The sequence below is a fragment of the Verrucosispora sp. WMMD573 genome (assembly GCF_027497175.1).
Taxonomy (GTDB): Bacteria; Actinomycetota; Actinomycetes; order Mycobacteriales; family Micromonosporaceae; genus Micromonospora.
In genome coordinates this window covers 469,895-490,125 of record NZ_CP114901.1, presented here as the reverse complement: position 1 = coordinate 490,125, position 20,231 = coordinate 469,895, and the positions used below count along the sequence as shown (strand labels likewise).

General features: G+C 71.1%; 17 protein-coding genes. 8 read left to right on the top strand and 9 right to left on the bottom strand.

The features are described from left to right. Positions 1 to 38 precede the first annotated feature (38 nt). The 7 genes from O7601_RS02265 to O7601_RS02235 all read right to left on the bottom strand — a co-directional run bounded on the left by O7601_RS02265 (position 39) and on the right by O7601_RS02235 (position 8,887). Complete coding sequence (locus O7601_RS02265) at positions 39 to 1,010, bottom strand: hypothetical protein (RefSeq protein ID WP_281564643.1); 972 nt, start codon at positions 1,008 to 1,010, stop codon at positions 39 to 41. 132 nt (positions 1,011 to 1,142) lie between these two features. After that, positions 1,143 to 2,213, bottom strand: coding sequence for a succinate dehydrogenase/fumarate reductase iron-sulfur subunit (locus O7601_RS02260; RefSeq protein ID WP_281564642.1), 1,071 nt, complete (start codon positions 2,211 to 2,213; stop codon positions 1,143 to 1,145). Continuing rightward, on the bottom strand, positions 2,213 to 4,177 hold the full coding sequence (locus O7601_RS02255; protein WP_281564641.1) for a fumarate reductase/succinate dehydrogenase flavoprotein subunit: 1,965 nt from the start codon (positions 4,175 to 4,177) through the stop codon (positions 2,213 to 2,215). The genes O7601_RS02260 and O7601_RS02255 overlap by 1 nt, the downstream gene beginning before the upstream one ends. An 11-nt stretch (positions 4,178 to 4,188) precedes the next feature. Beyond that, entirely contained in the window at positions 4,189 to 4,995 is an 807-nt protein-coding gene (locus tag O7601_RS02250; RefSeq protein ID WP_281564640.1) for a hypothetical protein, read from the bottom strand. Positions 4,996 to 5,252: 257 nt separating this feature from the next. Beyond that, a complete protein-coding gene (locus tag O7601_RS02245) occupies positions 5,253 to 6,746 on the bottom strand; it encodes a metallopeptidase TldD-related protein (protein WP_281564639.1) in 1,494 nt (497 codons plus the stop codon). 58 nt (positions 6,747 to 6,804) lie between these two features. Continuing rightward, positions 6,805 to 8,241 carry a TldD/PmbA family protein gene (locus tag O7601_RS02240; protein WP_281564638.1) on the bottom strand — a complete coding sequence of 479 codons (1,437 nt, stop codon included), beginning with the start codon at positions 8,239 to 8,241 and terminating at the stop codon, positions 6,805 to 6,807. Positions 8,242 to 8,338: 97 nt separating this feature from the next. Further along, the gene (locus O7601_RS02235; protein WP_281564637.1) at positions 8,339 to 8,887 is read right to left on the bottom strand and encodes a Uma2 family endonuclease; all 549 of its coding nucleotides are present in this window, start codon (positions 8,885 to 8,887) and stop codon (positions 8,339 to 8,341) included. A gap of 268 nt (positions 8,888 to 9,155) precedes the next feature. On the opposite strand from O7601_RS02235, the gene O7601_RS02230 reads away from it, so the two are divergent. The 5 genes from O7601_RS02230 to O7601_RS02210 all read left to right on the top strand — a co-directional run bounded on the left by O7601_RS02230 (position 9,156) and on the right by O7601_RS02210 (position 15,006). Then, on the top strand, positions 9,156 to 10,133 hold the full coding sequence (locus tag O7601_RS02230; protein WP_281566765.1) for an ABC transporter ATP-binding protein: 978 nt from the start codon (positions 9,156 to 9,158) through the stop codon (positions 10,131 to 10,133). Next, complete coding sequence (locus O7601_RS02225) at positions 10,130 to 11,155, top strand: oligopeptide/dipeptide ABC transporter ATP-binding protein (RefSeq protein WP_281564636.1); 1,026 nt, start codon at positions 10,130 to 10,132, stop codon at positions 11,153 to 11,155. Before O7601_RS02230 ends, O7601_RS02225 begins: the two co-directional genes overlap by 4 nt. Then, positions 11,152 to 12,159: an ABC transporter permease gene (locus tag O7601_RS02220; RefSeq protein ID WP_281564635.1), complete on the top strand. Its 1,008-nt coding sequence runs from the start codon at positions 11,152 to 11,154 to the stop codon at positions 12,157 to 12,159. The genes O7601_RS02225 and O7601_RS02220 overlap by 4 nt, the downstream gene beginning before the upstream one ends. Positions 12,160 to 12,227: 68 nt before the next feature. Next, a complete protein-coding gene (locus tag O7601_RS02215; RefSeq protein WP_281564634.1) occupies positions 12,228 to 13,214 on the top strand; it encodes an ABC transporter permease in 987 nt (328 codons plus the stop codon). A 49-nt stretch (positions 13,215 to 13,263) separates the two neighbouring features. Continuing rightward, entirely contained in the window at positions 13,264 to 15,006 is a 1,743-nt protein-coding gene (locus tag O7601_RS02210; RefSeq protein WP_281564633.1) for an ABC transporter substrate-binding protein, read from the top strand. Positions 15,007 to 15,013: 7 nt separating this feature from the next. Here O7601_RS02210 and O7601_RS02205 read toward each other — a convergent pair whose 3' ends face one another. Beyond that, complete coding sequence (locus O7601_RS02205) at positions 15,014 to 17,161, bottom strand: prolyl oligopeptidase family serine peptidase (RefSeq protein WP_281564632.1); 2,148 nt, start codon at positions 17,159 to 17,161, stop codon at positions 15,014 to 15,016. Positions 17,162 to 17,247: 86 nt separating this feature from the next. Between O7601_RS02205 and mshB the strand changes: the two genes are divergently transcribed. The 3 genes from mshB to O7601_RS02190 all read left to right on the top strand — a co-directional run bounded on the left by mshB (position 17,248) and on the right by O7601_RS02190 (position 19,202). Then, positions 17,248 to 18,207, top strand: a complete 960-nt coding sequence (gene mshB / locus O7601_RS02200) for an N-acetyl-1-D-myo-inositol-2-amino-2-deoxy-alpha-D-glucopyranoside deacetylase (RefSeq protein ID WP_281564631.1) — start codon at positions 17,248 to 17,250, stop codon at positions 18,205 to 18,207. 14 nt (positions 18,208 to 18,221) lie between these two features. After that, positions 18,222 to 18,659 (top strand): hypothetical protein, encoded by a 438-nt coding sequence (locus tag O7601_RS02195; RefSeq protein ID WP_281566764.1) that lies wholly within the window; start codon positions 18,222 to 18,224, stop codon positions 18,657 to 18,659. A gap of 78 nt (positions 18,660 to 18,737) precedes the next feature. Then, entirely contained in the window at positions 18,738 to 19,202 is a 465-nt protein-coding gene (locus tag O7601_RS02190) for a hypothetical protein (RefSeq protein WP_281564630.1), read from the top strand. Positions 19,203 to 19,211: 9 nt separating this feature from the next. Here O7601_RS02190 and O7601_RS02185 read toward each other — a convergent pair whose 3' ends face one another. Further along, positions 19,212 to 20,222 (bottom strand): GNAT family N-acetyltransferase, encoded by a 1,011-nt coding sequence (locus O7601_RS02185; protein WP_281564629.1) that lies wholly within the window; start codon positions 20,220 to 20,222, stop codon positions 19,212 to 19,214. Positions 20,223 to 20,231: the final 9 nt, after the last annotated feature.

Here is a 20,231-nt window from a genome sequence, read left to right as displayed (position 1 = left end):
CCCTCCCCCATCGACCCCCGCCCCGGTTGATCATGAAGTTAGCGGCAGTAGTTGATCTCCAGGATGCCGCTAACCTCATGATCAACGGGGGCGGGAGGTGGTGAGGGCTTGGCGGACGATCCAGGGGATGTAGCCCGGGTCGAGGGTGTCCTGCCAGGTGAAGCGGAGGATTGTCCAGCCGGCGTTGGCCAGGCGGTTCTGGCGGCGGCGGTCGTTGAAGACTGCGTCCGGGAGGCTGTGGGGGCCTGACCGTCGGCCTCAGCGATCACTCGGGGCGCGCGCCAGCCGAGGTCGCCGATGCCGAGCAGGTAGCCGTCGTCGTCGCGTATCTCGAGTTGCAACGCGTCGGGTGGCACCCGGCCGTCGACACAGCGCAGCCTGGTGCGGGTCTCCAGCGGGGACTGGGCTCGCCCATCCGCCTCCGCGAGGTATCCGCGAGCCGCGATCGCACCCCGTCGACGCCTGATCTGGTGGGCGATCAACGCCAGGTCGTCTTCGACCAGCAGTCCCCGGTTCAATGCCGAGTCCAGCACCGATACGGCCGGATACCGCCCCACCTTCAGGATCACGTCGCCGACGGTGGCGATGGCGTCTGTGGCGGGCAGCCCGTCCAAGCTGACCAGGGAATCTGCCGGGTGCCCCAGTTGGTGCAGCACCACGTCGGCCTGCCCGACCCGCGCCCGCTTGGCGGCCGTCCCCGGCAGGCCGACGTGGATCTCGTTGGACCTCGGCAGGCCGGCTATGCCGTGGAGCTCGGCAGCGGTGCCGTGGACCGCGTAGGCGGCCGGTCCCAGCGACATGAGGGCAGCCCGGACCTGTTGGCGCCGGGACGGCTTGGCCGCCCAGGCCGGCTGCGGGAGATAGATGGCCCGAGCCATCGACTGCCACCGCCCCGAGGTGACCAGATTGTCGACCTCATGCCGGGTGTAGCCGTACCCCAGTGCCTGCTCCCGGCACACAAGCCCGTCCTGCCCCGCCGCAACCTGCCGGATCCACCCCTCACGAACCATCCCCCAAGGCTGGCGAAGCTCCCCGCTCCACCGCAGCCCCTGTGGATAACCCTGTCGATCATGAGGTTAGCGGCATCGTGGAGATCAAATATTGCCGCTAACCTCATGATCAACGTGGAAAGAGTGCGGGGGTTAGTGGGTGGGTTTGTCCTGGTCGGGGTGGGCGAAGTTGAGGTGCTCGGGCGGGAGCGGGAAGGTGACGTCGTCGCCGAACGGGCTGGGAGCGGCGGCGCGGTCGAAGGTGAGCTCCGTCAGGGGGAGCTTGCCGCTCGCGTCGACCGCCGGGGCGGTCGGGTGGGGCACCTCGCGGTGCCAGTTGACGCCCTGCTGGGCCTGCACCTCGGCCTGGGCGTCGTGGGAGCCGCCGGCGTGTGAGTGCACACCGCCGCCCGCGGCGCTGGAGCGCACCGCGCCCGGGGAGTGTCCGCTGGTCACGCTGGTCTGAGGCACCTGACCCCTCCGGAAGATCTTGCTACCGAGCCACACAAGTGGATCGTACCTGCGGTCGACGACCCGTTCCTTCATGGGGATGATCCCGTTGTCGGTGATCTTGATGTGCTCGGGGCAGACCTCGGTGCAGCACTTGGTGATGTTGCAGAAGCCCAGGCCCTGCTCGGTCTGCGCGTAGTCCTTGCGGTCGGTCCTGGTGTCCAGCGGGTGCATGTCCAGCTCCGCGGCCCGGATGAAGTACCGGGGCCCGGAGAACGCCTGCTTGTTCTCGTCGTGGTCCCGGATCACGTGGCAGACGTTCTGGCACAGGAAACACTCGATGCACTTGCGGAACTCCTGCGAGCGCTCGACGTCGACCTGCTGCATCCGGTAGTCCCCGGGGGCCAGATCGGTCGGCGGCGCGAAGGCCGGCGTCTCCCGCGCCTTCTCGTAGTTGAACGACACGTCGGTGACCAGGTCCCGGATGACCGGGAACGTCCGCAACGGGGTCACCGTGATCGTCTCGTTCTCCTCGAACGTCGACATCCGGGTCATGCAGCCGAGCTTGGGCATCCCGTTGATCTCCATGGAGCAGGAGCCACACTTGCCGGCCTTGCAGTTCCACCGGCAGGCCAGGTCGGGCGCGTCGGTGGCCTGCAACCGGTGGATCACGTCGAGGACCACCTCGCCCTCGTTCACCTCGACCGTGTAGTCCTGCAGGTCGCCACCGTCGGCGTCACCCCGCCAGATCCGGAACTGGCGCTTCGTTCCCATCAGCGGTTCTCCTTCTCGGCGTCAGCGTCGGTGGCCGCCGCTGTGGCAGCGGCATCGGCGGCGACAAGGGCGTCGAACTCCGTGAGTTCCTCGTCGGTGAGGTACTTGGCCAACTCGGCACGGTCGAACAGGCCGATCAGCTCGGAACGCATCTTCGGCAGCGGCTTGCGCTCCAACCGGACGGCGTCGCCCACCAGCGAGCAGACCAGGTTGACCCGTCGCCACTGCGGATCCATTGTGGGGAAGTCCTCGCGGGTGTGGCCGCCGCGCGACTCCCGACGTTCCAGCGCCGCCTTCGCGGTGCACTCGGAGACGACAAGCATGTTGCGCAGGTCCAACGCGAGATGCCAGCCCGGGTTGTACCGCCGGCCGCCCGCGGCGCTGACCTTCGCCACCCGCTCGCGCAGCTCCGCCAGGCGGGACAGCGCGTCCGCCAGCTCGGCCTCCCGCCGGATGATGCCGACGAGATCCCCCATCACCGCCTGGAGGTCCTGCTGGAGGGTGTACGGGTTCTCGCCGGTGTCCCGCTGCAACGGTGCCAGGGCCGTTTCCACCGCGGTCTCCACCGCCGTCACCGCCACCCGGGGTCGACCGGTCAGCTGGTCGACGTAGGTGGCCGCGTGTCCGCCGGCCCGCTTGCCGAAGACCAGCAGGTCGGACAGGGAGTTGCCGCCCAGCCGGTTGGAGCCGTGCATGCCGCCGGAGACCTCACCGGCGGCGAACAGCCCACGCACCGAGCCGTACGCGGCGCCGCTGTCCGGGTCGACCTCCACGCCGCCCATCACGTAGTGGCAGGTCGGACCGACCTCCATCGGCTCCTTGGTGATGTCGACGTCGGCCAGTCCCTTGAACTGGTGGTGCATCGACGGCAGGCGACGACGGATCTCGTCGGCCGGCAGCCGGGAGGCGATGTCCAGGTAGACGCCGCCGGCCGGCGTACCCCGACCGGCCTTGACCTCGCTGTTGATCGCCCGGGCGACCTCGTCGCGGGGCAGCAGCTCCGGCGGACGCCGGTTGTTGTCCGGGTCGTCGTACCAGCGGTCCGCCTCCTCGGGGGTCTCCGCGTACTGCTTGCGGAAGACGTCCGGGACGTAGTCGAACATGAACCGCTTGCCCTCGGAGTTCTTCAGGATGCCACCGTCGCCGCGGACCGACTCGGTGACCAGGATGCCCTTGACCGACGGCGGCCAGACCATGCCGGTCGGGTGGAACTGGAGGAACTCCATGTTGATCAGAGTGGCTCCGGCGCGCAGCGCCAGCGCGTGGCCGTCCCCGGTGTACTCCCAGGAGTTCGAGGTGACCTTGTAGGACCGGCCGACGCCACCGGTGGCGAGCACCACGGCGGGCGCCTCGAAGAGGACGAACTCCCCGGACTCCCGGTAGTAGCCGAACGCGCCGGCGATCCGGTCTTCGTCCAGCAGCAGCTCGGTGATGGTGGTCTCGGAGAAGACCTTGATACGTGCGTCGTACGAGCCGTGCTCGCGCTTGTCCTCCTGCTGCAACGAGACGATCTTCTGCTGGAGGGTGCGGATCAGCTCCAGACCCGTCCGGTCGCCGACGTGGGCCAGTCGGGGGTATTCGTGGCCGCCGAAGTTGCGCTGCGAGATCTTGCCGTCCTTGGTGCGGTCGAACAGCGCGCCGTACGTCTCCAGTTCCCAGATCCGCTGCGGCGACTCCTTGGCGTGCAGCTCCGCCATCCGGAAGTTGTTCAGGAACTTGCCGCCGCGCATGGTGTCCCGGAAGTGGACCTGCCAGCTGTCCCGGCTGTTCACGTTCCCCATGGCCGCGGCGGCGCCGCCCTCGGCCATCACCGTGTGCGCCTTGCCGAACAGTGACTTGGAGATGATCGCGGTCTTCTTGCCGGCCAGCCGCGCCTCGATCGCCGCACGCAGGCCGGCGCCGCCGGCCCCGATCACGACGACGTCGTAGTGGTGTCGCTCGATGCGAGTGGTAGTGGTCGTCATGTCAGGGGCCCTCAGTTGATGAACCGCAGGTCGGAGATCCACTCAGCGCTGACGGCCATGACGTAGAAGTCGGTCAGGGCCAGCGTGCCGAGCGTGATCCAGGCGAGCTGCATGTGCCGGACGTTGAGCCAGGAGACGTAACCCCAGGCCCGGTAGCGGACGGGATGCTTGGAGAAGTTCTTCAGTCGGCCGCCGATGATGTGCCGGCAGGAGTGGCAGGAGATCGTGTACGCCCAGAGCATGACCACGTTGCCGAGCAGGATCAGGTTGCCCAGCCCGAAGCCGAAGCCCTCGGGGCTGTGGAAGGCCAGGATCGCGTCCCAGGTGTTGATCAACGAGATGATCGCGGCGAAGTAGAAGAAGTACCGGTGCGAGTTCTGCACGATCAGCGGGAACCGGGTCTCGCCGCCGTAGGAGGCGTGACCGTCGGGCACTGCGCAGGCCGGCGGCGACAGCCAGAACGACCGGTAGTACGCCTTGCGGTAGTAGTAGCAGGTGAGCCGGAACAGCAGCAGGAACGGCAGGGTGAACGCGGCGTCCGGGATGATCCACCAGCCGGCCAGGTACTGCCCGAAGTGGGCGGCCTCCGGCAGGCACCGGTCCGTCACGCACGGCGAGTAGAACGGGGTCAGGTAGTGGTAGTCCTCGACCCAGTACCACTTGTGCATGAAGACCCGGACCGTCGCGTACGCTACCCACGCACTGAGCCCGATGACCGTGATCAGCGGGGCAAACCACCAACGGTCCGTCCGCAACGTCTTCGCCGCGATGGCGGCGCGTGCGCGCACACCCCGCGGTTTCGTTGCCGATGATGTCATTCGCGTCGTCTCCCTGACGGGGCCCTGTCACGGGCGGCGGAACACTTCCGGGCGGCATGCGGACGGGCGAACCCGCACCCGCCTGCCGCGTTCTGCGCACACCAACGACCGCACCGGCGTACCGGAGCAGCTAAGTGACACACGTTACGCCGATCTAGGCGGGCCGTCCGCGCAAGGCAGTGTCCCGTGTGTCCCGCTCGTTGGAAAGCCTCTCGCCATGATCAATATTCGGCTGACCGGAAAAGATCGACAAACTGTCAACCGGACGCCCCGCCGGTGAAGTTCCACGAGGCCAGCCGCAACGACGGCGCCTCCCACCAGACACCGTCCACCCGGTCCGGCAGGCGTACCGCGCGCCGACCGAGCTCCAGGACCGCACCCGGCGCGAGCGCCCGCGGATAGAACTCGGTGAAGCGCAGGTCGCGGACCGCACGGGTAACCCGACCGTCCTCGACCAGCCACAGGCCGTTGCGGGTCAGACCGGTGACGACCAGACTCAGCGGATCCAGGACCCGGGTGTACCAGAGGTCGCTGACCAGCAGGCCGCGCTCCATCCGGGAGACCAGGGCGGCGGTGTCCGCATCGCCGATCGCGCCGTCCACCGCCGGGCGGCCGGTCACTCCACCGTCCCCTGCCGCGCCATGGGTCGCCGAGCCACCGATCCCCTGACCGCCAGCCAGGAAGGCGCCCGTCGGGTCGGCTGCGCCGGACGTGTCGGCAGGGGCGAGGCGTAGGTTGCGGGGGATCGGACCGAAGGTGGCGCTGCCGGCCCAGGCGTGCCCGGTCGAGGCGACACCCAGCTCGGCGGCGCTGCGCCGGTCGTGAACCACGGCGCTGGTGGTGCCGGCGTCCACCAGGGTCAGTGCCCGGCTCGGCGTACCTTCCAGGTCGAACGGGAGTCCCGAGGCCGCGAGTGGATCGTCGACCAGGGTCACCGCCCGATCGAACTGGGCCGTACCGAGTGCGGCGAACGACTGACGTTCGGCGTACCGCCGGCCGTTGAAGCCGTACCAGGCGAGGTTCTCCAGCAGGTCCGCGACGGCCGGCGGCTCCATCACCACCGGGTAGCGCCCGGGTGGCAGCTCGACCGGGTGAGCCGCTGCTCGCGCCTTGGCGGCGGCCCGCCGTCCCAGGCCGGCGCCGTCGAGGTCGGCGACCCGGTCGACGTGCTGCCGGGCCGTGCCGTCCGCGCCGTCGGTGCGGGCGATGCCGTCCATCGCCGCATCTGCCGCCTGCCCCTGTGCGAAGTGGCCGGCCGAGTTGGCGAACGCCGCCGTGCGGTAACCGGTGCGGCAGTAGCCCGCGGTCGCCAACCCGCCGGCCGCGTCGACGAACGCCCGAACCAGGGCGGCCCGTTGATCCGGCCCGGCGTGCGCCGTGGCCGGATCCCACGCCGGCGAGGGCGCCACCGGCGCCGCCGGTGCGAGCCCCGGCCAGGCCGGATCCGGTGGAGTGAACCGGGCCGCCGTCAGCACCCGCTCCACCAGCGCGCGCAACCCGTCGGTGGTGACCGCGTTTCCGCTGCCGGCGGCGGTCCGCCCGGCCAGGTGGATCCGAAGTCGGACGTCCACGGAGGAGGCGGCCACGTTCTGGTGGATCGCCGAGTTGGCGAACCTGGTCAACGCCGACTCGACTCGGGTCACCGTGACCTCCGCCTGCGCGGCCGGCCCGGCCAGCCGGGCGACCAGGTCCACCACGCGGCCGGCGATGTCCAACTCGGTGTCACCGGACCGCGCCGGGGCGGCACTCACGCTGCCTCCCGGTGGTCGGCGACGACGTACGGCGTCACCACGACGTGCTGGTGTTCGGTCACGCGCGTACCCCCACCCGGACGTTGCGGAAACGGGCCGGGGCCGACGGGTGACCGGTGTGCCCGATCTGGCCGGGCTGGCCCTTGCCGCAGTTTGGGGTGCCCCACGGGACCGTCTCCGAGGAGAGCATGTCCATCGAGCGCCAGAACAGCGGGCCGATGCCGGTGTACGTCGGGTTACGCAGCATCCGCCCCCGCCGGCCGTTGCGGATCTCCCAGCCGATCTCGCAGCCGAACTGGAAGTTGAGCCGCTTGTCGTCGATGGACCAGGACCTGTTGACGTCCATCAGCACCCCCTCGTCAGTGGCGGCGACGATTTCGTCCAGGGTGTGCGGGCCCGGTTCCAGGCCCACGTTCGTCATCCGCACCATGGGCAGCCTGGCCCACCCGTCGGCGCGTACGCTGCCGCCGTGATCGAGGCCCGCGACGGCGGCCGAGTCCCGGCCCGCCAGCACGCCCACCCAGCGGCCGTTCCGCACCGCGTCGCGCTTCACCGCCGGTGAGCCCTCGTCGTCGTAGCCGAAGCTGCCCAGCGCGCCGGGGATGGTCGGGTCGATGGTGATGGTCATCAGTTCGGAGCCGTACCGCAGCGAGCCGAGCTGCGCGAGATCCAACCATGAGGTGCCGGCGAAGGCCGCCTCCCACCCTAGAATGCGGTCCAGCTCGATGGCGTGCCCGACCGACTCGTGGATCTGGAGCGCCAACTGCTCGCCGCCGAGGATCAGGTCGGTCTCGCCGGTGGGGCAGAGCGGCGCGGTCAGCAGTGCCCGCGACTCCTCGGCGATCCGTGCCGCGTGCGCGGTCAACTCCAGTGACTCGACAAGTTCCCAGCCGGTGGTGCCGTACTGGCCGCGGTAGCTCGGCCAGGACCGGCGTTGGGTCTCACCGGCACCCACGGAGGTGGCCGAGATGCCACCGCCGCACTCGCGGATGCGCTGGTCGATGCGGTGCCCCTCGCTGGAGACGAACCACTTGGCGGTGTCCCAGATCTGGTAGAGCCCCTCGGCGAGGTCGGCGCCGTGCTCGGTCATGGTGCGGGTGGCGGCCACCAGCAGGTCACCCTTGACGGCGAGGGAGACGCCGAGCGGGTCGACCTCACAGGGCGAGGACCAGCTCGCCGTGGTCGGGGTGACCGCGACCAGGTCGACGGGCGGGCCGGAGACCAGCGCGCTGGCCGCCGCGGTCCGCGCGGCCCGGTGGCCGGCGTCGCGGGCGGCCAGGTAGGACAGCTCCGGTACGGCGTGGAAGCCCCAACCCGAACTGACCAACGCGCGTACGCCCAGACCGACGCTCTCGTCCTGGGCCAGCGACTCGATGTCGCCGTTGCGGGCGGTCATCGACTCGTAGCGCCGGTGCATCACCCGAACGTCGGCGTACCGGGCACCAGCGTCCAGCGCCGCCTGCACCGCCGCCTCGGCCACCTCGAATTCGCTCACGGCGACGTCTCATCGTGCACGTTTACGAGACGCGTTACCCCGGTGTCCATGATGCGGTCGCTCATGGCCCGACCCTAGGCGACCCGACCGACAACCGTCAGGGGACGAGATCTTCGGGACGGATCGTTGCCTGGACAGGTGCGTTCAGGTGTAGCACTGCACCTCGTTTGACCGCCTGATGCTCGACGTAGTGACGACCACGCCGCTGGTAGAGGCGGAGCGCGCCGGTTGTCTGCTCGACCGGTAGGTACCACTCGATGCCGGCGGCGGCATAGTAGTGCATCTTGAGGACATTGTCCGTGGCCGCGTTGCCTGGCGAGATGATCTCGCAAACAAGTCGAACGTCAGCCGCCTCGATGTGCGGGTCGTCCAGGTCGACCGGCGTGGTGATCACCAGATCCGGGACTGGAACCCGTCCCGGTCGTAGTCGAACATTCACCGCCTCCAGCAGTTCCAAATCGACGGCCTCGGCCGCCGCTTCCAGGATGTTGCCCAGCTTCCTGGCGATCCGCTGGTGGCGTGGGGTGGGGGCTGGGGTCACGTGCAGGCTCCCGTCGAAGAGTTCGACGCGCTGGGAGGTCTCGCCGAGGGCGAGGTACTCCTCCTCGGTCCACGGGCCCTCGTGGTCGAACACCGCCACGGTCATGGTCACCTCCGCTCGTCTCGCCGGGATCCTGCCTGCCGGGCTGCCCCCGTCGTCGCACCTTCCGTGCGGCCAGCGCGGCAGTCGGTGGTGACCGGCAGTGGTGCGGTGGGGGACGGTTCGTGGGATCCTTTCGGGACGACGGGGGTGGTAGCTGATTTCGGCTGCATGAAGCGGTGGTAGTTCCCTTCGTCGTGGGCGGAGGGAGGCGATCGTGGACCCCTACCTGCGGGTGACCGACCTGCGGGTGGACCTCACCACCACCGACGGCATGGTGCGCGCGGTCGACGGGGTCTCGTTCACCGCCGAGCGCGGGCGCACCCTGGGCATCGTCGGCGAGTCCGGCGCGGGCAAGAGCTCCCTCGCGCTGGCCCTCCTCGGCCTGCACGACCCGCGTCGGGTCACCGTGGCCGGTGAGATCACCGTCGCTGGGCACGGGCTGGTCGGTCGACCTGAGGCCGCGCTACGCCGGCTGCGTGGCCGGGACGTGGCGATGATCTTCCAAGATCCGCTCCCGGCGCTGCACCCGTACCATCCGGTCGGCCGGCAGATCGCCGAGGCGTACCGGGTGCACCACCGGCGCGCCGGGCGCGCCGAGACGCGTCGGAGAGTGGTCGAGATGCTGGACCGGGTCGGCATCTCACAGCCGGACCGGCGGTACGACCAGTATCCGCACGAGTTCTCCGGCGGCCTGCGCCAGCGGGCGATGATCGCCATGGCGCTGGTGAACGATCCCGCCGTGCTGATCGCCGACGAGCCCACGGCCGCGCTGGACGTCACCGTGCAGGCGCAGATCCTGGAGCTGTTGACCGACGTGCAGGCCGAGTACGGCACCGCGATCGTCCTGATCACGCACGACCTCGGCGTGGTCGGCCAGGTCGCCGACGACGTGCTGGTGATGTACGCCGGCCGGGTGCTGGAGCGGGGCGACGTCGAGCAGGTGCTCCGGACGCCACAGCATCCGTACACCTGGGGGCTGCTCGGCAGTGTGCCGTCGTTGCTGGGTGACCCCGAGGCGGACCTCAGGCCGATACCGGGGATCCCGCCGAACCTGCTCGACCTGCCGGACGGTTGCGTCTTCCACCCGCGTTGCCGGCACACCGAACCCGTCGCTCACCGGTGCCGCACCGAGTCACCCCGGCTGCGTGCCGTCGGGACGGGCGGGCACCGGCTGGCGTGCCATCTCCCGGCCGGGGAACGCATCCGACGTCACGCCGAGGAGACCGCCCGGGTGGGGGTGGCCCGGTGACGGACGGGAGGGTCGACAAACTCGGCCCGCTGCTGCGCGTTCGTGGCCTGACCAAGCACTTTCCGGCGCGGAGGGGCCAAGGTCAGGGCGGCCCGGTACGGGCCGTGGACGGGCTGGACTTCGAGGTGCAGGCGGGCGGGACGCTCGCCCTGGTGGGCGAGTCGGGCTGCGGCAAGAGCACCACGGCCCGGTTGCTGGTGCGGCTGCTGGAGCCGACCGGTGGCAGCATCGAGTTCGCCGGTCGCGACCTCACCCGCGCCGGGCGGCGGCAGTTGCGACCGCTACGCGCCCAGTTTCAAATCATCTTCCAGGACCCGTACGCCTCGCTGAACCCCCGGCACCCGGTTGGCCAGATCATCGCCATGCCGTTGCGGGTCAACCGGATCCACCCGCCGGGCGGCACGAGGGCCCGGGTCCGGGAGCTGATGGAACTGGTCGGCCTGAACCCCGAGCACGACGACCGCTATCCGCACGAGTTCTCCGGCGGCCAGTGCCAGCGGGTCGGCATCGCCAGGGCGTTGGCGACCGAGCCCCGCCTGGTGGTGGCCGACGAGCCGGTCTCGGCGCTGGACGTCTCGGTCCAGGCACAGGTGGTCAATCTGCTCCGGCGGCTGCACCGCGACCTGGGGCTGGCCTTCGTCCTGATCTCCCACGACCTCGCCGTGGTACGGCACCTGTGCCAGCGGATCGCGGTCATGTACCTCGGTCGGATCGTCGAGATCGGCGATCGGGACGACATCTACGAACGGCCGCAGCATCCGTACACCCAGGCCCTGCTGTCGGCGGTGCCGCACGCCGGCCAGCGCGGCTCGGCCGGCTGGTTCCGGCTCACCGGGGACGCGGCCAGTCCGATCGACCCGCCCTCGGGCTGCCGGTTCCGTACCCGCTGCCCGAAGGCGCGCGACCGGTGCGCCGTCGAGGAGCCGGCCCTGATCCGGCGCGACGGCGGCGGCCAGGCCACCGCCTGCCACTTCCCCGACTCGGGTCCACCGCGTCCGGAGCGGGTGCGGGCCGAGGCATGAGTCTTTCACCGGTGGACGGCACGGTGCGGGTTCCGATCGAGCCGGGCGGCGCGGCCGGTGGACGCCGTGCTCGCCAAGCCGTCGGGCGCTCGCCCGGGCAACTGGTCTGGCGGCGGCTGCGTGCTGACCGCACCGCGTTGGTCAGTGGCGCGACGCTCCTGCTGTTCGTGCTGGTGGCGCTGGCCGCGCCAATGATCGAGCTGACTTATGGGATCGGTCCGCAGGACCAGTTCCAGGGCAAGCTGGACGGATTCGGCCTGCCCCTGGGCCACGCCGGTGGCGTGTCCGGGGAGCACTTCTTCGGGCTGGAGCCGGGGCTGGGTCGGGACGTCTTCATCCGGCTGGTGTACGGCCTGCGGACGTCGCTTCTGGTCGCCGTCACGGCGGCGGTGCTCACCGCGGCGATCGGTGTCGTGCTCGGCACGCTCGCCGGCTACCTCGGCGGCTGGTTCGACGCGGTGGTCACCTGGATCACGGATCTGACCCTGGCGCTGCCGTTCCTGGTGGTCGCCCTGGCGTTGACGCCCACGCTGACGCTGCGCCTGCACGGCGAGCGGGACGCGGTGCCACCGGCCTTCGGGGTCGGCATACTCATCATGATCTTTGCGATGTTCGGGTGGACCGGCACCGCCCGGTTGGTCCGGGGCCAGGTGATCGCGCTGCGGGAGCGGGAGTTCGTGGCGGCGGCCCGGGCCAGCGGGGCAGGCCCGGGGCACATGCTGTGCCGGCAGCTGCTGCCGAACCTCTGGGCGCCGATCCTGGTGTCGTTCTCGCTCGCGGTGCCGCAGTTCATCACGGGTGAGGCGGCGCTGTCGTTCGTCGGTGTCGGGCTGGCCGAGCAGACACCGAGCTTCGGCCGGATGATCCACCAGAGCCTGGGCTACCTCCAGACCGACCCGGCGTTCGTCTTTTTTCCCGGCGTCGTGATCTTCGCGCTGGTGTTTGCCGTCAACCTGTTCGGGGACGCGCTGCGCGACGCGCTGGACCCGAAGTCGCCCCGATGAGGTGACCGGATGTACGCGAGCAGCGCAGCACGGCGGAGCCCCGCCGATCCGGGCCCGGGTCGGCTCTGATGACGCGTTTCCTGGTCAAGCGGACCCTGTCGGCCGTGCTCACCCTCTTCGCGGTGAGCGTCCTGACCTTCCTGATGTTCTTCGCCCTGCCCCGGGACCCGGTCACCGGCATGTGCCCGAAGAACTGCAACCCGGAGCGGCTGGAACGGGTACGTGAGGAGTTGGGGCTGAGCGATCCGCTTGTCGACCAGTACGCGGGCTACATGTTGGGCATCGTCACCGGTCGGGACCTCGGCGGCGCCCAGGGCGGACGCTGCGACGCGCCGTGCCTGGGCTGGTCGTACGTGAACAACGAGGCGGTCACCGACACCCTCGCCCGGGTGGTGCCGGTGACGCTGAGCATCGTCATCCCGGCGGCCGTCCTGTGGCTGCTGCTCGGGGTGGGCCTGGGCCTGGTGTCGGCGCTGCGTCGTGGCACGTGGGTCGACCGGGCCGCGATCGGCTTCACGCTCGCCGGTGCCTCCGTGCAGTTGTACTTCGTCGGCGCGGTGCTGCTGCTGGTCTTCGTGTACACGCTGGGGTGGCTGCCGGTGCCGAGCTACACGTCGCTGTTCGACGACCCGGTTCGCTGGGCCGGGGGGCTGGTGCTCGCCTGGCTGTCGCTGGCGCTGCTCTTCTCCGCCGGCTACGCCCGACTGGTCCGCGCCCAACTGCTGGAGACGTTGGGTGAGGACTTCGTGCGTACCGCCCGGGCGAAGGGCCTGTCCGGCACGGCGGTGTACGGCCGGCACGCGCTGCGCGCGGCGATCACTCCGGTGGTGACCGTCGCCGGGCTCGACGTCGGCGCGGCGCTCGGTGGGACGGTGATCACCGAGACGACCTTCGGTATCCAGGGGCTCGGCCGTACCGCCGTCGACGCCGTACGCGCCGGAGACCTGCCGACCATCATGGCCACCGTGCTGGTCGCGGCGGTCTTCGTGGTGCTGGCGAACCTGCTGGTGGACCTGCTGTACGCGGTCATCGACCCGCGGGTGCGGTTGGGCTGAGCCGGGGCGGGACGGGGCGTGGAACCATCGACGACTGAGGAGGCAACAGATGCGACCACGGGTGGCGGTTGCGGCGAGTGGCGCGTTCGCGCTGGTGGCGGTCCTGAGCGCCTGCCCGGCGAACACCGGCGGGAGCCCCTCGGTGAACTCCGGCCGGCAACCCATCGGGGTCATCGCCACCGACCCGAAGGACTCGACCGGCCCGGCCCCGGAGGTGGCGGGTGCGCGGCGTGGTGGCACGTTCACCGTCCTCCGCGAGACGCCGATCTCCCACCTGGATCCGCAGCGGACGTACTCGTTCGCCGGCCTGATGGCCGTGCCACTTGTCGCCCGCAGCCTCACCATCTGGAAGGACGATGGTGCGGGCAACCTGATGCTGGTCGGTGACCTCGCCGAGACGCCGGGCCGCGACGTCGACGACGACTGCCGGGTCTGGGAGTTCACCGTCAAGGACGGGGTGCGCTTCGAGGACGGCCGCCCGGTCACGGCCAGGGAGATCGCGTACGGGATCGCCAGGTCCTTCGACCCGGACCTGGCCGGTGGCCCCACCTACCTGCAGGAGTGGCTGGCGGACACCCCGCAGTACGACACCGCGTGGGACTTCGAGGCCAACCGCGGCTCGCTGCCGCCGGGCCTGACCACGCCGGACGCCCGGACGTTGCGCTTCGAGTTCGCCAGGCCCCGCTGCGACCTGCCGTTCGCGGCGTCACTGCCGGCGACCGCGCCCCTGCCGCCCGACCGGGACACCGGGCTCAACCTCGGCAACGCCCCCTTCTCGTCCGGGCCGTACAAGGTCACCCGCTACCGGCCGGGCACCGAGATCGTGATGGAGCGCAACGAACACTGGGACGCCGGCACGGACCCGGTACGTCACCAGTACCCGGACCGCTTCGTGTGGAGTTTCGGCGCGACCCCGGATGCCGCCGCCAACCGGATCATCGCCGACAACGGGGCCGACCAGAGCGCCCTGTCGTGGGACTACGTGCCAGCCTCGCTGGTCGCCCGGGTCGCGGGTGACGCGGCGCTGCGGTCCCGGACGCTGCTGTCCCCGACGCCGAGCGCCAACCACCTGGTCATCAACAACGAGCGGGTCACCGATCTGCGGGTGCGCCGGGCGCTGAACCACGCGATCGACCGGGAGGGGCTGGTGAAGGTGCTGGGCGGGCCGCACGTCGCCGTGCCGATGACCACCCTGATGCCACCGGCCACCATCGGGCACCGGACGTACGACGCGTATCCGGCCGGGCCGAACGGCGACCCGGACCAGGCCCGGGAACTGCTCGGCGGGCAGCGCCCCGAACTGGTCCTCGGCGCCGCCGACAGCTCAGTGGAGCAGCAGGTGGCGACGCAGCTCAAGGGCAACCTGGAGCGCGCGGGATTCGCCATCACGATCCGGAACATCCCGGACGACGCGAAGTTCGACGAGATCAAGAAGCGGGGCAACCCGTGGGACCTGTATCTCAGCTCGTGGGCCGCCGACTGGCCCAGCGGCGCGTCCATCCTGCCGGTCCTCTTCGACGGTCGCGCCATCCGAGCCACCGGCAACACCAACGAGTCGTACTTCAACGACCCCATGATCAGTGCCGAGTTCGACCGGATTCTCGCCCTGCCGCCGAGTGAACAGGGCCCGCACTGGGCGCAGCTCGATGAGCGGATCATGAGGACGCACGCCCCGGTGGTCCCGCTCTACGTCGACGTGGCCTACCAGGTGCACGGCTCCAAGGCCGGCGGGGCCTTCGTCTCCAGCGTCTTCGGCTATCCGTCGCTGGTCAACGCCCACGTCGAGCCGTAGCCCCGACTCACATCCGAAGTTGGGTGCGGAGGAAGTCGAGCTCCAGGCGGAGGAGGCGCTCGGCGACGCCACCGGCGGCCATGTGGGTGGCGGCGGTCAGCGGCAGCACCGAGTGCGGCCGGCCGGTGGCCAGCAACGCCGCCGACAGTCGCAGCGTGTGCGCCGCCACCACGTTGTCGTCGACCATGCCGTGTACCAGCAGCAGCGGTCGGGCGTGCGCCGGGTCGGTGACCGGCTCGGCGGCCAGTTCCACGAGCGAGTGGTGCGCGTAGACGTCCTCACCGTCGGCGGGCAGACCCAGGTACCGCTCGGTGTACGCGGTGTCGTACAGGCCCCAGTCGGTGACCGGCGCACCGGCGATGCCGCACCGGAACAGCTCCGGATGCCGCAGCACCGCCAGGCCGGCCAGCCAGCCGCCGAACGACCAACCACGCACCGCCACCCGGTCCAGGTCAAGATCCGGGTGCTTCTCGGCGAGCGCGGTGAGGGCCTCCACCTGGTCGAGCAGGATCACGTCGGCCACCCGGCGGTGGATGGCCTTCTCGTAGGACGGGGCGATGCCCGGCGTACCCCGGTTGTCGGTGACCACCACCGCGAAGCCGGCGTCGGCCCACCACTGCCGCTCCAGCCAGGCCGAGCGCGCGGCCACCACCTCCTGGTGCCCCGGACCGCCGTAGACGTCCAGCAGCACCGGCAGTCGACGGCCGGTGACGTGGTTGTCCGGGTAGAGCACCGCCGAGGGAAGCCGACGGTCGGTCACCCGTTCCAGCAGCGGCAGCGGGGAGTAGCTGGGCGTGGCGGCCAGCGACCGCAGCGTGCCCACCTCTCGATCGCCGTGCCGCACCGTCCACCGGACGCCCGGGTGATCAAGCGAGGCGCTGCCGATGACCAGCACGCCGCCACCGACCGCACCGACGTGCCAGCCGGCGTCACTGGTCAGCCGGCGGGCGTCCACGCCGCCGCCGATGCTGGTCCGGACCCGGAACAGGTGCTGTTCGCTCGGCTCGCCGTCGCTCGCCTCGACCAACAGGTCCGCCGGACCACTGCTGGCGGCGAGCCGACCGACCACCCGACGCACGTACAGCGAGGGCGGGGTGAGCAGGGTGCCGTCGGCGAACAGGCAGCGCGCGTCGTACCCGTCGTGGGCCAACTCGCCACCGACCAGCACCCGGCCGTCGGGCAGGTGCACGGGGGTGCCCGGGATCGGCTCGACCCAGCGGGGGTCGGCCAGTTCGGCGTGCACCTGGGTCTCCCCGGTACGCGGATCGACCGCGAGCACCAGCCCGTGCTGCTGGGCGCGGCGCAGCACGGTGATCAGCGGGGCGCCCTCACCCCAGTGCACCGCGGTCAGGTACGGGTAGGTCTCCCGGTCCCAGTGCACGTCGACCCAGCCGCCGTCGAGGTCGAGCAGGTGCAGGCTGACCTCGGCGTTCGGGCCGCCCGCCACCGGGTACGCCACGCTGACCGGCGGGCTGTCCGGCTGCGCCGGATCGTGTAGGTGCCAGCGGGGCAGCCGGGACTCGTCCACCCGGGCGGCGAGCACCGACCGACCGTCGGGCGCCCACCAGTAGCCGCGGTGCCGGTCGAACTCCTCCGCCGCGATGTGCTCGGCCAGCCCCCAGAGCACGCCGGAGTCCTCGCCGGCGAGGATGGTGTCGGCGCCGTCGGTGTCGATCACCCGTAACTCGCCCCGGCGTACCCCTTCGGCGGCGTCGGTCACGTAGGCCAGCCGCTGCCCGCTCGGGTCCGGCCGTGGGTCGAGCACCGGCCCGACGGTGGGCACCTCGATCACGTCGCCATGCACCAGGTCTGCCCGGAAGAGCCGCCCCGCCAGCGCGAACACCGCGATCCGTCCGGCGGCGTCGAGGGCGTACGAGCCGATGCCGGAGGCGCTCAACCGCAGTCGCTCCCGCCGGGCGCGTTCCCCCGGGCTCAGCGCGTCGGGGTCGGCATCGCTGCCGAGCAGGGTGCCCGGATCGGCGACCAGCCGTTCCGTGCCGGTCGCCACGTCCAGCAGCCAGAGCGCGTCGGCCGGATCCTCCGGCCCGGCCGAGCGTAGGAAGACCACCCGGGCACCGTCGTCGGCCACGGAGACGGCCCGCGGCGCCCCGTGGCTGAACCTGCGGGTGCGGGCGGCCAGCTCGGGAAAGTCCACAGGCCAGATCGTAGGCCGGTACCGAGCCCGATGTGAGCGACCTGCGCGGACGCGTCTGGGTCGGCAGGCGATAACCGCCGGTTAGAGTGACCGTCGTGACGACGCTGCCTGACCGCCGCCTGCTGCTGGTCCACGCGCATCCCGACGACGAGTCCATCGGCACCGGCTCGACGATGGCCCACTACTCGGCCACGGGTGCCCACGTCACCCTGGTGACCTGCACGCTGGGCGAGGAGGGTGAGATCCACGTACCGGAGCTGGCCGGGCTCGCCGCGGCCGAGGCCGACCAGCTCGGCGGATACCGGATCGCCGAGCTGGCCACCGCCTGCGCCGAGCTGGGCGTCACCGACCACCGGTTTCTCGGCGGGGCCGGCCGCTACCGGGACTCCGGGATGATGGGCCTGTCGACAAACGAGCATCCCCGGGCCTTCTGGGGCGCCGACCTGGACGAGGCAGCCGGGTATCTGCTGAAGATCATCCGGGAGGTGCGCCCGCAGGTGGTCGTCACGTACGACGACAACGGCTTCTACGGCCATCCCGACCACATCCAGGCACACCGGGTGACCATGCGGGCCGTCGAGCTGGCCGCCGCCGAAGGACTCGCACCGGCGAAGGTCTACTGGACGGCGATGCCGCAGAGCGTCCTGGAGGCCGGCATGACGCACTTTGCGGAGACGTCGGACAACCCCTTCGCCGGCATCGCCGACGCCACCGAGCTGCCGTTCTGCACGCCGGACGAGGAGATCGCGGCCCGGATCGACGCCACCGAGCAGCACGCCGCGAAGGAGGCGGCGATGCGCGCCCATGCCACCCAGATCCCGGCCACCTCCTGGCTGTACTCGATCGCCGGCAACTTCGGCGCCGAGTTCATGGGGGTGGAGTACTTCACCCTGGCGCTGGGGGAGAAGGGGGCGGGCAGCGGCCCGTACGGCTGGGAGTCGGATCTGTTCGCCGGGGTGGACGCGGTAGCGCCGGACGCCGCCGGCGGCCCGGACGTCGTCGGCGGTCCCGGCCGTAGACCGGTCACCCCGGCCGGTCACCGGTGACCCTGCCCGCCGCGATGTCGGTCGCCCCGCAGGAGCAGCAGCCGCCCCCACCGCGCCGGAGGTGGCGACGTCCGCTGGACATCGGCCTGCGGGTGGCCGGCGCCACGTTCGCCGTCCTGGCGGCGATGCTGAGCGCGGTGCTGGAGTTGCTGCTCGCTCCGCTTCGGATCGGCGGGTACCTGGTCGGCGTCGCGGTGCTGGTGGCCGTGGCCGCGAACATCGCGTTGAGCTGGTTGGCCGTCGAGACCGTCGGCCGTCGTTGGGCGGTGGCGCTGCCGGCGCTGCCCTGGGTGGCCATCATGGTGATCGCCGCCGACCGGACCGACGAGGGTGACGTCCTGCTCGTCGGCAACTGGGTCGGGCTCACCCTGGTGGTCGGTGGTGCGATGACCTTCACGGTGATGGCGTTCCGGTCGATCCTCGCCCCGGCCCCGGCACCCGGACGGTACTGACGTCGCCCAGCGACGGGTGGTAGATATTCCTGCCAGGAGTCCCGCCATCCGGGCGGGCGGTACGGCGGGAGGCATGTGATGGGACAGCGGTGGCGTGCGGTCGGTGTGCTCGCGATCGCACTGTTCGCGGTCAACGTGGTCGCCCGGCTGGTCATCCGGTTCGGCTTCGATGGCAACGACAGCGTCGCTGACCGGGTGTCGCTCGGGATGTTCGTGGTGATCGGCCTGATGCTGGCCGGTGTCGCCTTCGTCTGGGGTGAGCGGCGTCCGTTGGCCCGCTGGGCCGGCGAGGTGGCCGCCGCGATCGGCATCGCGGTCGGGCTGACCGTGCTGATCGGGCCCCTGCTGGTCGGTGACAACCCGTTCGCCGGTGGCGGCGGGACGTTCTTCGCGCAGATCGGCCTCTACCTGGTGGCGACCACCGTCGGGACGATGCTTGGCTACCTGCTGCTGGTCACGCTCGGTCGCGACTACCGTTCGCGCAGCCTGCAACGGGCCGCCGAGACCACCGCGGCCAAGCCCCGCCGGGTGGTCCGCCGTTGACGGGCGGGGTCACTGCGGCGCGACGCGGGTCAGGTAGGTGTGGTGGGTGCTGAAGCCCAGCTTGTGGTAGAGCGCGACCGCGCCGGTGTTGCTCTGCTCGACCTGGAGGAACGCGTCGGTCGCACCGGTGTCGGCGGCCCAGTCGGCGAGTGCTCGGATCAGCCGGCCGGCCAGTCCCTGCCGGCGTGCGGCGGGCAGCACCTCGATCAGGCACAACCCGAGCCAGCGCCCCTGGCCGGTGACCGTGCCCCGGCCGATGCCGACGAGCGCGCCGTCGAGGTACGCGTGGCCGAAGCGGATCTGGTCCACGGCGGTGAGCACGTGCCGGGCGGCGTCCGGCAGCCCGCCCTTGCGGCCGGCGGCCACGGCCAGCCAGTCCGCTGACGGCGTCGCGGCCAACTCGACCACCGGGCCGGCCGAGCCGTCCCGGCCGCGCGGGTCGTCGGGGATGTCGGGGGCTGCCGAGCCCGCGTCGGGCGGTGTCGCCGCGCTGAGGGTGGCGAGAGGGACCGTCTGCACGAGCACCGGTGGCCGGCTGCCCCAGCCTCTCCGGTCGAGTTCGCTGCCGACCGGCGCGGCCAGCGGCAGCGGCGTGTTGACCATGGCCGGCCGGCCGTGCCCGGCGTACCAGCGTTCGACCGCGTCGACGGCGTCCGGCAGCGGACGGTCCGGGTCGCCCACCGGCAGCGCCGAGTTGGCCCGGCCGGTCCAGCCGTCGGCGTTCCGCAGCAGCCAGTCACCGAGCCGGGCCCGGACGGGGGCCGGCCACGCCTCGTCGGCGGCGAGTTCCAGCTCGACCATGGCGGCGGCCGTCGGCCGGCGGGCCGCCGGGACCCGCTTGGCCCGGTGTACCTCGGCAATCGGCACCCGCAACCGCCCCTGCCGGGTGGTAAGCGTGAGATGTGTCTCGGTCAGTTCGACCAGTTCACCGAGGGCATCGGAGTACACCGGCCGACCACCGCGTACGCCGACGCGACGCCGAACCACGATTCGGTGTCCCAAGTCTTGCTCTCGGAGCACGATCGACCT